The organism is Sphingobium sp. BYY-5, assembly GCF_022758885.1.
Classification (GTDB): Bacteria; Pseudomonadota; Alphaproteobacteria; order Sphingomonadales; family Sphingomonadaceae; genus Sphingobium.
Genome location: NZ_JALEBH010000001.1, coordinates 2,064,341 through 2,078,757 on the forward strand (window position 1 = coordinate 2,064,341; position 14,417 = coordinate 2,078,757).

The 14,417-nt window shown below is 56.2% G+C and carries 9 protein-coding genes and 1 other annotated feature; of the genes, 4 read left to right on the top strand and 5 right to left on the bottom strand.

Annotated elements, in window-relative coordinates:
• Positions 1 to 3 precede the first annotated feature (3 nt).
• Entirely contained in the window at positions 4 to 336 is a 333-nt protein-coding gene (locus MOK15_RS09865) for a TrbC/VirB2 family protein (RefSeq protein WP_278254139.1), read from the bottom strand.
• Positions 337 to 803: 467 nt separating this feature from the next.
• On the opposite strand from MOK15_RS09865, the gene MOK15_RS09870 reads away from it, so the two are divergent.
• From MOK15_RS09870 to MOK15_RS09885, 4 genes are all read left to right on the top strand, one after another.
• Positions 804 to 1,346, top strand: coding sequence for a hypothetical protein (locus MOK15_RS09870; protein ID WP_242931453.1), 543 nt, complete (start codon positions 804 to 806; stop codon positions 1,344 to 1,346).
• A gap of 23 nt (positions 1,347 to 1,369) precedes the next feature.
• A complete protein-coding gene (locus MOK15_RS09875) occupies positions 1,370 to 5,587 on the top strand; it encodes an RHS repeat-associated core domain-containing protein (RefSeq protein ID WP_242931454.1) in 4,218 nt (1,405 codons plus the stop codon).
• A 10-nt stretch (positions 5,588 to 5,597) separates the two neighbouring features.
• Positions 5,598 to 5,801 carry a hypothetical protein gene (locus MOK15_RS09880; protein ID WP_242931455.1) on the top strand — a complete coding sequence of 68 codons (204 nt, stop codon included), beginning with the start codon at positions 5,598 to 5,600 and terminating at the stop codon, positions 5,799 to 5,801.
• Positions 5,802 to 6,382: 581 nt separating this feature from the next.
• Positions 6,383 to 7,611 (top strand): IS3 family transposase gene (locus tag MOK15_RS09885; RefSeq protein WP_242931456.1). Its coding sequence is split into 2 segments (ribosomal slippage): positions 6,383 to 6,671 and positions 6,671 to 7,611, totalling 1,230 coding nucleotides; the frame shifts between segments, so codons are not numbered across the junction.
• Positions 6,664 to 6,778: a sequence feature (AL1L pseudoknot), on the top strand. Its footprint overlaps the gene before it by 115 nt.
• Positions 7,612 to 7,746: 135 nt before the next feature.
• Here MOK15_RS09885 and MOK15_RS09890 read toward each other — a convergent pair.
• The 4 genes from MOK15_RS09890 to MOK15_RS09905 form a co-directional block, all read right to left on the bottom strand.
• A complete protein-coding gene (locus MOK15_RS09890; protein ID WP_242931457.1) occupies positions 7,747 to 8,229 on the bottom strand; it encodes a tetratricopeptide repeat protein in 483 nt (160 codons plus the stop codon).
• Positions 8,230 to 9,349: 1,120 nt separating this feature from the next.
• Positions 9,350 to 13,579, bottom strand: a complete 4,230-nt coding sequence (locus MOK15_RS09895) for an RHS repeat-associated core domain-containing protein (protein ID WP_242931458.1) — start codon at positions 13,577 to 13,579, stop codon at positions 9,350 to 9,352.
• A gap of 53 nt (positions 13,580 to 13,632) precedes the next feature.
• The gene (locus MOK15_RS09900; RefSeq protein ID WP_242931459.1) at positions 13,633 to 13,962 is read right to left on the bottom strand and encodes a hypothetical protein; all 330 of its coding nucleotides are present in this window, start codon (positions 13,960 to 13,962) and stop codon (positions 13,633 to 13,635) included.
• Positions 13,963 to 14,148: 186 nt separating this feature from the next.
• Positions 14,149 to 14,361: a hypothetical protein gene (locus MOK15_RS09905; RefSeq protein ID WP_242931460.1), complete on the bottom strand. Its 213-nt coding sequence runs from the start codon at positions 14,359 to 14,361 to the stop codon at positions 14,149 to 14,151.
• Between the last annotated feature and the right edge of the window lie 56 nt (positions 14,362 to 14,417).

Below are 14,417 nucleotides of genomic sequence, written 5' to 3' on the forward strand. Positions count from 1 at the left end.
CGCTCAGTAGCCGGCCGAAGCGGTGGACTGGATCCCACCAACGATGCTCGCCGCGCCGAACAGGATGAAGCAGCCCAAAATCACCACCGCGCCATAACGCCAGTTCATCCGACCGGTCAGCATCATGAAGCCGACAGCGGCCACGGCGATAACGGCGGCAACGGTCGCAACCGTGCCCAGCAACGTGCCCTGCAGCCATTGTAAGGCACCAACGATCGGGCCGGAACCGGCAGGATCGCCATAGCCGGTCTGGGCAAACAGGGACGTGGGAGCCAGGGACATCAGGGAGAGCCATAGGCGAACGGATGCGCCAACCCCATAGAATGCGCGAAACATGCAAAGACCCCCGATTCCTACCTTGCAAACCGCTATGTCCGCAACGCGGCCCGGCTGCAAATAATATCAACATTCATGGATGGATGGGGATGCTTTATGGGACATAGGTGCGTGTCTCAGCGTGCGTGACGCCGGCACAGAGCGATAAAGCAGCTAATGCCACAGCCGATGCAAGAAAATGACGCATAAACCCCCGGAGTCTTGACTGGCCTGCAAGACGATATAGCGTAATTTCTCGACTGTCCCGGCCCATGTCAATGGTTTTCCAGCCACCGGTAAGCCAGCTTCTTGCATATGAAATGCAATCCCGTGCGCTCCGGTCCATCACTTGGAACAGGATCATTTTGATCGCCCAGAACAAAATGGCCCATAATCGGATTCATCGTTGCATCAGCGATAATCCACTGGCACCGTAATGATGTATCTCTCTGGCGCAGGCCAGAGAATCGCTTTGTGGGGGCCATAAGGTGTTCGGACTATTTTTGATTGCTGCGCAGGCGGCAACGGGCGTTGCTGCGCCGGTGCAATGTCAGATCGTTGCGGAAAAGGAAGAAGCGGCCACGCTTCTGATTGGCGTGTGCGGCGAGCAAGCCGTGATGCTGGGATCTGCCGCAAGCTACGAAAGCGCAGAACATGCAGGAACCGGCGCGGTCGTTGCGGTGGTGCGCCGCGTTGAGGGTACGCAGGTGTTGATGGTGCGGCCGGGACAAGATGGCGGCGCCTTCCTGGAGAATGTGACGGGCGACCTTGCAAGGCAAGCGGGGCGATCGGTGGACGCCGGGCTTGGTGATTTGAGCGTCGACCTGTCGCGCTTTGCCGAAAAGGGCGTCGTTGGGCTGGCCGCCGCTCATGTTGCGAGCAGAAGCCTGGCTGCGCAGACTGCGCCGGCGCTGGGCGAACTCTCCATCGAAAAATGGGTTGCCGATGAGGCAGCGCGGCGCGCCCTGCCGGAGGAGAAGCCCAGGGTGGTCGAGGTGGTAGCGGAAGGTCGGGGGCCTGAGGCGCAGTGATGGATATTGGGGGGAAAGGTAGAATGATGCGTTACTGGCTCGCCATGCTGGCTGCGCTCGGCATCATAGCGGCATCGGCGGCTCATGCTCAGGATGCCGCACCATCGCCGCCCACGCGACCCAGCATCGACGAAAACGCTGTTAATCTCACCACCGGCCAGTTGATTACCAGCGTCACCGACATCTCGATCGGGCCGAACGATCATCACGGCCTGCAATATGTGCGCCAATGGGTGGCCCCGCAGTGGCGACAGGCCAGCGTGCCGGTGATGAATGGCAGTACATATTCGGTGACAGTCACCTATGATGGACAATCCTACAGCTTTAGCCTGAATGGATCGTCATATATACCGGATGATCAGGACGGTTCCACGTTAAGTGCTGATCGACAGACCTTCACCTCAGGCAAGGGCCTGGTAATAAAATTTACCACTGGCATAGCGCCGATGCTCTATACCCAATCGAACATGGGCAGAGCCACCTCCATAACATTCCCGGATGGCACCACCAGAGATTTGATATATGAAGAAGGGGCTTATCAGATCGATTGCCCAGGCGAGTGTAGAACCGTAAATCTTTCCAGATTGGGGATGATAGTAAGTTCAACGGGGTATCAGTTAAAAATAAATTATGCCTCAGATAATCTTTCGAGCAGAGATGATCGCATTGCGTGGTCAAATGTTTCTCGTGTCACGGCGATAAATAATGCAATACAATATTGCAATTCTTTATCTAATTGCACTCCAAGCGCCAATTGGTCATACGTCAAATATTCCTTCTCAAATGGCCTTGTTTCAACAGTAACAGATGCTGACAATCGAACGACAGCATATAGCTACGCCGGCAATAAGCTGTCGCGTATTCGCATTCCTGACGCTACTGTAGACACGGCGGAGGTCACCTATGATGGCTCTGGCAAGGTAGCGACGGTGAAGCAGGCGGGTCAGACGTGGAGTTACAGCTATGGCGCTGGCAGCACGACGGTCACGGATCCGCTGGGCCACCCGCGCTCGATCGGCTTCAACGCGAGCAGCTTGTTGAAGACATCCGAGACGAACGAGAATGGCTATACGACCAACTTCGAATATTGCACGGTCAATGACGCGACCTGCCGGATCAACCTTCTCAAGAAGGTGACGATGCCGGAGAGCAATTCGGCCAGCTATGAATATGACACGCGCGGCAATGTCACGAAGACGGTGCTGACGCCCAAGTCCGGTTCGGGCAATCCGGCCTTCGCGGCCTATCAGGCGACCTTTCCTTCGAGCTGTAGCAACCAGAAGACCTGCAACCAGCCGACAACCACCACGGATCAGGCAGGACAGGTCTCAAATTACGAATATGACGACAGCTCGGGCATGGTGAGCAAGGTCACCGCGCCCGCGCCTGCGGCTGGTCAAGCGCGTCCTGAGACCCGCATGACCTTCGTCAACCTGCAAGCCTGGGTGAAGAATGCCTCGGGCGCACTGGTGCTGGCGCCGGCCGCGACGCGTTATCCTCTGGCTATTTCGACCTGTGCCACCGGCAGCGTACCATCATGCGTGGGCACGGCCACCGAGACGGTGACGGAACTGGGCTATCAGAGCAAGGCGGAAACCCGCGGCACCAATGTGCTGCTCGGCTCGGTGACGACACGCTCGGGCAATAATGACCCAGGGCAGGCGCGAACCGTGATCTTAATCTATGATGACGCCGGCAATGTCATTGGTCAGAGCGATGGCTTGGGCAATATGTCCTGGTCCCGCTACAATGCCGCGCGGCAGCTGACATCGAGTTGGACGGCCGACCCTGACGGGGCTGGCGCGCGGCGTCCTCGTGCGCAGGTGATCCATTACGGCGCCTATGGCCTGCCTGACTCCATATCCTTTGGCACCATCGACACCAATGGAGACAATTTCACACCGCTCCAGTATCGCTTCCTGACCTATGACGGTTATGGCCGGAAAATCACCGACCGGATTCATGCTGGCGGCAACGATTATTCTTTGACCCAGACCAGCTATGACGTGTTGGGGCGGACGGATTGCGTAGCGCTACGCATGAACCCGGCCGTCTATGGCTCCCTGCCGGGCGCTTGCGCGTTGAGCACCATGGGCTCCAATGGCAAGGACCGGATCACCAAATACATATGGGAATGGGCCGGCGCGCTCCACGCCACGACCAGTGGCTACGGTACGGCGGACGCACGCGATGATTTTAATGATCGCAACTTGAACGGCTCGGTGATCCGCGCGGTGGACGGCAAGGGCAATGTGACCTCCTATGAATATGACGGTCACGATCGGCTGCTGCGTACCTGCTTCAACGCGACGACCTGCAACAGCGGGGCGGCGGACAAGTTCCTCTACACCTATGGCACGAGCGGCAATGGAACCGGGCGGATCATCCGCAAGGGGCTGCGCGGGCATTCGGAAGCGGTCTATACCGAATATAGCTATGATGCGTTGGGTCGGGTCACCAACACCAATTATCCGGGCGACGGCTTCTTCGATCAGGATGTGAGCTACAGCTACGACAATTTCGGACGGGTGACCCGGGCGCTGGATGCCAACACCCATTATGTCTCCTACAGCTATGATGCGCTGGGCCGGGTGACGAGCCAGGGCGACCAGGCCCAGTCGCTCGCCATGCAATATGATGCCGCCGGACGGCGCACGCGGCTGACGTGGAACAATGGCTTCTACGTGGCCTATGATTATGACGCGACCGGCGCGATGACGGCCATCAAGGAAAATGGCGCCGCGGCGCTGGCGACCTTTGATTATGATGCGCTGGGTCGCCGGTCGTCGCTGACGCTGGGCAATGGCGCAACCACCAGTTACGGCTATGCCGGTCCGACCCTGTCGAACTTCAATATCAACCTTGCCGGTTCGAACACGACTTACGATCAGAATATCGATCTTCAATATAATGCGGCCGGGCAGATTACGGCGCGGATCGCGTCGAACAACAGCTATGCCTGGAATGGGGCAGTCAACACGACGCGCGTCTATCAGACCAACGCGCTCAACCAATATAGCCAGGCCGGGTCGATCACGCCGACCTATGACGTCAAGGGCAATCTGAGCAAGGCGGGCGGCGACACATTCGCATACAATGTCAACAACGCGCTGGTGACGTCGAGCAACGGCACGCAACTCTATCAGGACCCCGTGGGCCGGATGAAGCTGGTGGGCAACGGCACGACCTGGCGGGTGTTCGAATATGACGGCCCGCATGTCGTGAGCGAGCGTCGGTCGAGCGACCAGGCGATCCAACATTGCTACATCTTTGGCCCCGGTGACGACCAACCGCTGGTGTGGTACGACTATTCGTCGGGCAGCCTGGTCAAGAAGTTCCTGACGGCCGACGAGCGCGGCTCGATTGTGGCGGTGACGAACAGCAGCGGTGGGGTCATGAAGATCAACAGCTATGACGAGTTCGGCATCCCCGCCAGCGGCAATATGGGCATGTTCCAATATACGGGCCAAGCCTGGATACCCGAACTGGGCATGTACAACTACAAGAGCCGCATCTACTCCCCCACCCTCGGCAGGTTCCTCCAGACCGATCCCATCGGATACCAGGACGGCATGAACTGGTATAACTATGTCGGGGGAGACCCAGTGAATCGACGCGATCCGAGTGGGCTTGCATATGTATCGCAAGAGCATGTCAAGCCAATAGATCCTCAAAATAGCGGAGACATTATTACCGTAACTGGCATACGCCAGAGCCTGCAAGATTTGCTCGGGAAACCCAATCTAGCCGTACCGAATAACGTCGGTGGCCCAGCGGCAGGCGTGGGAGGCGCTGATAGTGGATATAGTGCGGGACTAGGAATGCCGCAAAATATTGCATGGAATGGAGTGTTCGGGACAGTCCAAGACGTGCTGGAGACTGTGTTCGATCCAAATACCATAACTGTGACTGGTCGCCCCGTTAAAATCCAAGATTTGGGACTAACCTACGGCGGGACCATTACGCTCGTTGGCTGGATCAGCATCAATCCTGACATTAGAGCTTTACAGATTGATGTGCAGATGATGGAAGCCCAAGGGACTGGAGGCCGTGTTTTGATGCAGTCATTGAGGCAAGCGGTCAAATCTGCCCAATCCCTCAACCTATCAACGGTTAGGATTAGTGCTGTGTTGGCTAATCCCCAGTTGGACAGGATTTTGCGTTCAATGGGTGGAGGGCCTGGAACATATTACCAAACTTCGGGTGGTTACGACACTCTGATCATTGACGTTCCGAGATAAAGGATAAATCATGAGTGCATTGCACTTATTAACTGATGAAGAACAAGTCGTGGCTGGTGAAATATCTTCGAGCGGATGCGCACCCGCCGATGCATTTAATATGCTTCAAGAGCGAAATGTGGGTAAGGATAGCGTCATTAGGATTTTGAGGGTTTTGTTTGACCTTAGTTTGAGTGACGCGCTTGCTCTCATCGAAAGTCAGCCTCACAAATGACCCCTGTGCCTCATACAGTCCTGCCCATGTGAGGCAGAGCAAACCGCCAGCGGCGGCGTCTCGTATAGCCCGCCTTTGTTCAGTGAGGCAAAATCTCGCTGAATCAGGTCCGTGTGAGGCGGCTGAGAGTGTGATTTTAGGATAAAAGTAATGGCACTCCGGCCTGTGCTTGGGGTGCCATAAGAGTTTGTCTGCATACCGTTTTGGGACTGGTCGGCGATGGTGCCATAGGAAAATCGCGGGTTTTCCGACAGGGCTTGTGACGTGCTCCCTGATTGTTACCCGTCAGAGGTAGAGTCCAGCTCCTTCAGCTACAGCATTGCAGGGACGCTGGGCGTTGATTGAAACACAGATACCAATCGACAGGCGCCCGACTTTCCTCACTGATTGACATAATGGAAGGAAATAATCCTTCCATTATGGGGCATGGCCTTCTAAGCGATTGCCATGCCTTTGCCAGTCTCTCCATTTCAAAGCCGATTTACCCGCCAGCAAGTCTGCGAAGCTGTCGGCCTCGACAGCGAGCTCTGAAGCGTCCCGGGTTTTCCGGAGGCTCCGAACTGTGAGAAGGAGCATCCGGTATGAGCAAGATGGGAAACAGATTTTCGCCTGAGGTCCGTGATCGAGCGGTGCGAATGGTTGGCGAGCACCGTGCGGATTACGGCTCGGAATGGGAGGCGATGAGTTCGATTGCCTCGAAGATCGGCTGCACGGCCGAGACGCTGCGCCGCTGGTGCCGCACGGAGGCAGGCCGACGGGCGGCACCAGCGGCGCAGGGTGTTGATGATAAGGCCCGGCTCAAGCTGCTGGAGCGCGAGGTCAAGGAGCTCCGTCGAGCCAACGAGATCCTTCGCAAGGCGTCGGCATATTTTGCGATGGCGGAGCTCGACCGCCGCGAGAGATGATGATGTCGTTCATCGACGTCCATCGCGAGGACCTGGGTATCGAGCCGATCTGCCGCGAACTGGCGATCGCCCCGTCCTCCTATCACGAACACGCGGCCCGTCTTGCCGATCCGGCGAAGCGTTCCGCCCGTGCGCGCCGGGATGACGACATGTGCGAGCAGATCCGGCGCGTTCACGAGGCCAGCTTCGGACTCTACGGCTCGCGCAAGGTCTGGCATCAGTTGCGGCGCGAGGGCCTTGATGTCGCCAAGTGCACGGTCGAGCGACTGATGCGTAGCATGCGGCTGGCCGGTATTCGTCGAGGGAAGAAGACGACCACGACCGTCAGCAATCCCAAGGCGCCATGCCCGCTCGACAAGGTGAACCGGGAGTTTCGTGTGGACCGGCCGAACGCCCTGTGGGTAGTCGATTTCACCTATGTCCACACCTGGGCAGGGTTCGTTTACGTGGCCTTCGTGATCGATGCCTATGCGCGGCGCATCGTGGGCTGGAAGGTCAGTACTTCAGCCACGGCCGGGTTCGTTCTGGATGCCCTTGAGCAGGCGATCCATGCGCGCAGACCCGGCCCGGATGACGGCTTGATCCACCACAGCGACAGGGGCGTGCAATACCTCGCCATGAACTACACCCAGCGCCTGGCGGAGGCCAACCTCGTGCCCTCGGTCGGCAGCGTCGGCGACAGTTACGACAATGCTTTGGCCGAGACGATCAATGGCCTTTACAAGGCCGAGGTCATCTGGCGCCAGCGGTCCTGGCCAAGCGCATCGGCGGTGGAAATGGCGACGCTGAGCTGGGTCGACTGGTACAACAACCATCGCCTTTTCGGCCCGCTCGGCTACATCCCACCCGCCGAGGCCGAAGCTAACTACTATGCGGCCATTGAGACCCTCGATATGGCTGCCTGAGTCAAACTGCACAGCCTCCAGAAAACCCGGGACGCTTCAAGGTTTTGTCTCACTGAACAAAGGCGGGTTATACGAGACGCCGCCGCTGGCGGTTCGCTCTGTCTCACACGGGCAGGGGCGCACGAGGCAAGGTCGCTATCTATCAATCCATAATCTGTAAGGCGGGGAGATGCTCTCCTCCGACTGTTGAGCACGTGCCTCCCAAGCCTGTGCTAGCCCCTTGTCGTAAGGAACGAACTTCCCTTCCGCATAGAACTGCGACACCTGATCGCAGGCACTTTTATCGCCAAGCAGAGCTGATTTCATATATAATGAAAATGCCCTCTTTCTATTTCTTCTTACAGATTTTCCGTAATCGTATGACACCGCCAAATCGAACAATGCTTCAGCAATATTCGACTTTTCAAGAGATTTTAATATTGAAACCCCTTTGCGTTCATCTCTTTCCACAACATCATTACCATATAAATGCCATGAAGCTAAGGCGTAATCTGCACGCATGTCACCTTCCGCACATGCCTTGGTGAGAAGTTCATAGGCCTCCCGCAGTTTCGGCTCTTCGCTGCGAGATAGAGCAAGGGCCTTCTCATAGCCGGAGGGCGCTCCACTCACTGTCATCCTCCAACCTCCATGAAATCAAGCGCTGCAATGTCAGGGCCACACGTCGGTGATCTCGCTGGATTTCCACCCCAGCAAGGATCGAGCATAAAGTCTGGGATCAAAAGCGGCGGGAAGAACCCTTTTGGAGGCCATGGTTTCTTCCAACCTGGCGGTGGCTTGCGAGGAGGGCGCCTCCTCTCATCACCTTTTTCTCCACCCCATCCATCTTTGCCTTTTCTAGCTTGACCCTTTTGGTGCTAATAATCGTTACGTTTCGAATGAACTATCGCGCTAACAGCCGGATAAAGCCACATCACGCTCAATATCCAGAATACCCAAGCAATCTCTGCATTGTTCATTAGGGTAGCCCAAACAGCTATACCTAGCGTGATAGCGGCAGCAAACATCTGCCACCACGAAAAAGGAAATCGCATTACCGGGCTCCTCGGTTGATACAGCGCCCATCTTCTGGATGAGCCTCGGCTCCCCTCTGCGCTTTGTCAGCCGCTCCGCCTGCGGCAACGGCGGTTGCGCCATATCGAAGTGCTTGTGCGGTAGTGGCCCCGGTCGCCGTACCCGCAGAAACCAATCCTAATCCTCCCGATACAGACCCGACTGCAATGAAGAACAGGTCCTTGGCAGCTCCCCAGAGATCGAGACGCGAGTTATTGACGAAGCTTTGGTAAGCAGGATTCATAACGACTTTTCTGCGTGGATCACCCGTCTTAGTCATAGTTCTTCCACGACTATCATATGGCACGTAGCCTTCGGGAACTGCAAACTGTGGCGCTGGAGCGCAACCGTTGTCAGGTTGCTCATTATTTTGCGGCATTACTTCATGCGCTTGGAGCGTCGATATATGTCAATGTGCGGGTATGAGCTAAAGATCAAGAATGCTGCACACCCGACGATAATCAAGGCAGCATCTGTTGGCTTATCATACGATCCCCAGGCGACAACAATGGACGATCCAGCCACGAAAAATAGCCGAGGAAATGCATAATAGCGATAATTAATATCGCCAGGAACTTTGCGGAAAACCTCTAACATATTCGTAAAACGCCAATAGAATGCGACATCTAATGCCAACCCCAACACAACAAATATTGCGGTGAAAACGAAAAAGCTAACAGTCATATCAGCAACCTATCTTACCGACTAAGCGACCATATCCTGCCGCGACCCCATCTCCGGCGACATTATTCACTCTCTGCTGGCTTGCGCTTAGATTGTTGAACATTCTTCTAGAGGCCATCGACCCGCCAAGAATGCCTTTGGTTGCATAGCCGGCGCCAGACCCGCCAATGAAGGATATTGCGCCTTGAGCAGCCCCCTCGAGATTTCCATCTACGAGATTAGCTCCAATGTTGACGATGGAAGCGACCCGCCCAACTCCACCAGCGAGGAGTGCCGTGCCTTCAAAAACGGCAAATCCAGCGCCAGTAGGCGCGGTCAACAATCCCAAGCCACCAGATACAACCGCAGTTTCATCAGCGCGGTCACCAACCCAGCTAGCCCAGTCAGCGACTTGGCCAGCAACAGTTTTAGATGGAGGGGGACATGGCTTACTTCGCGGCGCCGTCACGACTATTTCTGCATCAACAGGCGAATCTCCACCGCCGCCGCCACTCTCTCCTTTTTCTCCAGAAGCAGAAAAAGGGTCTGATCGCTCAAAGCACATTACTTGAGTTGCAATAACCTCAATATCATTGCCGAAAGATTTGGTAGGAAGATGGATTGCGTTACATGAAATGGCTAGCCCCGTCGGATCCGTATTATTAATCGGATCGCCGCCGACATAGTTATACCAATTCATGCCATCGGCATAACCGATGGGGTCGGTCTGCATGAACCGTCCGAGGGTGGGGGAGTAGATGCGGGCCTTGTAATAATACATGTTGAGACCCGACAGCCAGACCTGGCCGGTATACTGGAACCGGCCCAGATTGGTCGAGGCGGGAATGCCATATTCATCATAACGGTTGGTGCCAAGGCTCGCGCCGCTGCTGTTGGTCACAGCGATGATGCTGCCGCGCTCGTCGGCGTGCAGCCAACGGCGATCGGTCGTGCCCGACCCCTCATACCAGACGACCGGCTCATCTGCGCCGGGACCATAGACATAACGGCGTGTGATCGCACCGGAGGGATTGGCCACTTCCGCTGCCATATGCCCACCATCATAGGTGAAGCGCGTCGAGACGCTGGTGTTATATTCGTGCAAACGGCCCAACGGGTCATAGTGGAGCGTGACCCCGCCCGTCGCTGAGTTCAACCGGTTCTCAGAGCCATAGCTATAGCTGTTGGTGCCATCACCCGTCAGGTTGCCACGCCCGTCATAGCTGAAGCTGGCGGCGCCGGCCGTAGCATATTGGTTACGGCCGTTGCTCGCATAGGGGCGCGTGACATTCACATGGCCGGTCCAGGCATAGCTGTCGTTGCTGCGCGTCGTCTGCTTGAGCTGATTGGCCGGATTATAGCTGAAACCAAGCGTGAGGTCCTGCGCCGTGCCCGCCAGGTTCTGCGTCATCGACGAGAGGCGCGAGATCGCGTCGGGCGTGTAGTTGGCGCTGGTGCCGTTGCCAAACGCCGTGCCGGTCCGGAAACCCAGGTCATTATAGCTGTAGGTCGCCAGCACGCCGACACCCGAGGTTGCTCCATTCTCGCGGATCCTGGTCATGGCGCCCATCATGTCATAATCGTAATTGACATAGAAGCCGTCATTCCAGGTCGCCTTGGTCCGCCGTCCGGCAAGGTCATATTCGTACGTCATCGATCCGAACGTTTGCCCCTCGGTGATGAGCCGGCCCAGAGCGTCATAACCGTTGGTGAGGGTCACTCCGTCAGCGGGCCTTTGCATCAGCGTGGTGCGACCAAGAAGGTCGTAGCCGTAGTTGACGTCCGCTTCGGTTCCGGGGAGGTTCTTCAGCGTCACCCGATTGAGATTATCATAGGTGTAGCCGATATTCTGCCCATCGCGCAGGCGCGTGTTGGTGACGTTGCTATTGGCATCGTAGGTCAGCTGGACATAATCGGTGGTCGAGCTGGTTCCGGCACCCTTGGCGGTATTGGGATAGCGCGTCTTCACCAGCCGGTCGAAGCCGTCATATTCATAGGTGGTCAGGTTGTTCTCCCCATCCCTGTCCGTGAGTTGCTGGCCATTGTTGCCGTATGTCGCGGACCATGTGGTCGCGACTGCGGCGGTGCCAACAGCTTCCTCGACGCTCGTTGCCCGTCCAACCGCATCATAGTTGGTCCTGACCACGCGATCGGGGCCATTGGGACCGGTCGTCTGCAACGGCGTGCAACTGCTGGCCTGTGGTCCCCAATTGGCAGGGTTCATGTATGTCACCGAACAGGACGGACGGCCCAGCGCGTCATAGATATAGTCGACCACCGAATAATCGGTGCCATTGGACCAGATCGTCTGGCGGTTCATCCGGCCGTTGCCGTCATAGACGTTCGTAAGGCGGTAGCTTTCCGCAAAATTATTCCAGGCCGTGTCTCCCTGATCGGTGACGTTGCCGGTCTGGACCAAAGTCACCTGGCCGTCCCCATTATAGCTTATGCGCTGCGCAAGGGGCTTGCGAGACCCCGCGCCATCCGGATCGGGCGCAATGACACCGACCACCTGGCGCGCCGCGTCATAGCGATAGCGCGTCGTGTCCGCGCTTCCCGCCAGAGGGCCATCCACCGTCAGGCGATTGCCGATCGCGTCGTAGCTATAAGCCGTCGTCGCCGTCAGCACGCCATTACCCGAGCCCGTTGAAATCGACACAGGAAGAGAGTTGCCTGCGTTGTAGGCGATGGTCGTTCGTACTTCGTCTGCGCCATTGGCACAGGACGCGCTGGACCGGCATGTCGAACTCGAAGTGAGGGCATATAGTCCCGACGCCAGCAACGTGTAACTGTTACGCGTCTCTGGTCGCGTCCCGCCTGCCGTCGGCGCGGGAAGAATCATCTTTGTTACACCGCCATGTGTCGGATCATATTCGTAGTTGGTTACTTGCCCCTTGGCGTCGGTTGTCGTGACCGGCTTGTCACAGAGCGCCGCGTTCGTACAATTTTCGGGATAAGTCGCGCTTGTCAGGATGTCTGTGAGCCCTGAACCTGGTTTGGCGACGAGACGCCGGGACAAAAGGTTTCCCCGTGCGTCATAGCTGTAATGAACATAATTTTGTTCAGGCATTGTAACCCGAACCAAACGAGATTGAGTATCATAGGCGTAGAATGTGGATTGCGAGTTTGCATCTATGACCTTGGTGGGGCGGCCAAGAGCGAGATCCGACATGATTGTCGTAGATTGCGAAAGGGCGTTTGTCCGGACCATGGTCGCCAGATTGTCGGCAATATTGTAGGCATAATTGGTCGTCACGCCCGCATTCACGACCTGTGAGACCTTGCCTGACACGTCACCCGTTATCACAATGTTGTCGCTTGCGCTGCCAGGCTTGCGTAAAGAGGCAATGGAAACGCCATTCACGCGCGTAATGCGCCAAAGGGCGCCTGCGTGATCGGTAATTTCGGTGACTGTTCCAGATGGATAGGCGTACGTCGCAGTGCGCGTTATCGACGCGTCATTCATGTTGGAGAAAACAGCGCTGGTTTTCACATACCAACTGGACGCGGGTAGGCCCGTTGTTGGATCAGTATTATTTTGATAGGTAAAAGCGATCCTATAGTTGTTCCGGTTTCGGATTGCGCTAAGCCGGAAAAAATGAGCGCAATTATCATATAACGGCTCGCCGTTGACGACGTATGGGACGCATGTTTCTCCGGCACGCCATTCACGTGTGATTACTTGACCGGATTTATAGGTCGTGGTGTCGGCAAGGAGGGTGCAAACCGTGGTTTGCGACGTAGTGGAGCAAAATCCGGACTTTCCGCCCTTATACTCAAGGTTTCCGGGCCATCCAAATGTCGTTACAGCACCATCTTGCTGTGTGAAAGTATAGGATTCCGCGCTATTTTTGGTCAGTGTCGCGCCAGTGCCTTGATTTGAGGTGAAACTGGTAGCCCCCGACGCTCCTGTGAATGTCTCACTGCGGTTGTTGATCGTGATCGAGATTGTGGCTTGGCCACTACTTACCACTCGGCGGAAGCCCATTTGCAAGCTGTTGCCCTGAATAGCGCCGAAATATTCGGTTAGGCTGAGGAGCCCATCGCCCGTACCGATCGATCCGACAGGAATTCCCGCACTGAACATATCGGAAGTCAGGTCGACGCCGTTTGCATCGATATTCGAGAAGGGGGGCGGGATCGGAATTTCTTGCGCAAATGCGTTGCCTGTGACCATTCCTGCGAGGGTAGTCGAGGCGAGAAGAAGAACGAGTGAACGAGAAAATGCCGCATTGGTGGCAGAAATCGCCATTATATCCCCCTGGCAACTCAAATTTACTGTCAATTAAGCGAAGCTGAAGTCGTTTAGATGGTTGCAGCAACCGCAACGATTTGACACCATCCCATCTCGTCCTTTTCGATCGAAAGGGTGGCTTGCTGACCAGAATAATATAACTGGGTGATTAGCTGCTGTTTTGTAGCAGCCCCTTCAGACAAGTCGGTAACAAATGCATATTTGTCCTGACAGCCGTCCAGGACGTCCGCATCGCCTTCTCGAACATAAGCGCGCAACGCGGGACCTTGAGGGGTGCCGCTCGCGATGCCCTGAACAAGGCCACTTACCGAAAATATTTCAGCAAATGCAGGCGTTGAAAGCCCCGCCAAAAGGGCGGCAACAACGAGTTTTGAACGCATATTTCCCCCAATATCAGTACGATTCGACATCAACGCGACCTCAAGCCCCTGGATCGCCCGTCCGCCAGCATCCGCTTGCTCACCCTAAAACATCTAATTCGCTTCGTGCAAAGTCTGATGTCTATCCAGAAGACCGCATGTGGAAAGCCATGATTTTTGAAAAGCGACCGTCTATTGCGGATCAGGCTAGCTGGGTGCGCCCGTCACTTTGACGCTGGAGCGATTGTCGGCCTTGTCGATGACATATTCGGTCGTGATGCCGTTGTTCACCGTGCCTGAGCGCTCGACCTTTATGACCTGGCCCCGTGCGTCATAGGTGTAGGTGATGGTTTCGTTGGCGTGCGCCATTATAGGTGCGCAGCAGGCTGCGACAAGCGTGAGCGATTTCACCAGCTTCATGATTTCCCCCCGTTTCACTACGCAACCTAAGCAGTTCGGCCAGCCGATGACAAGAT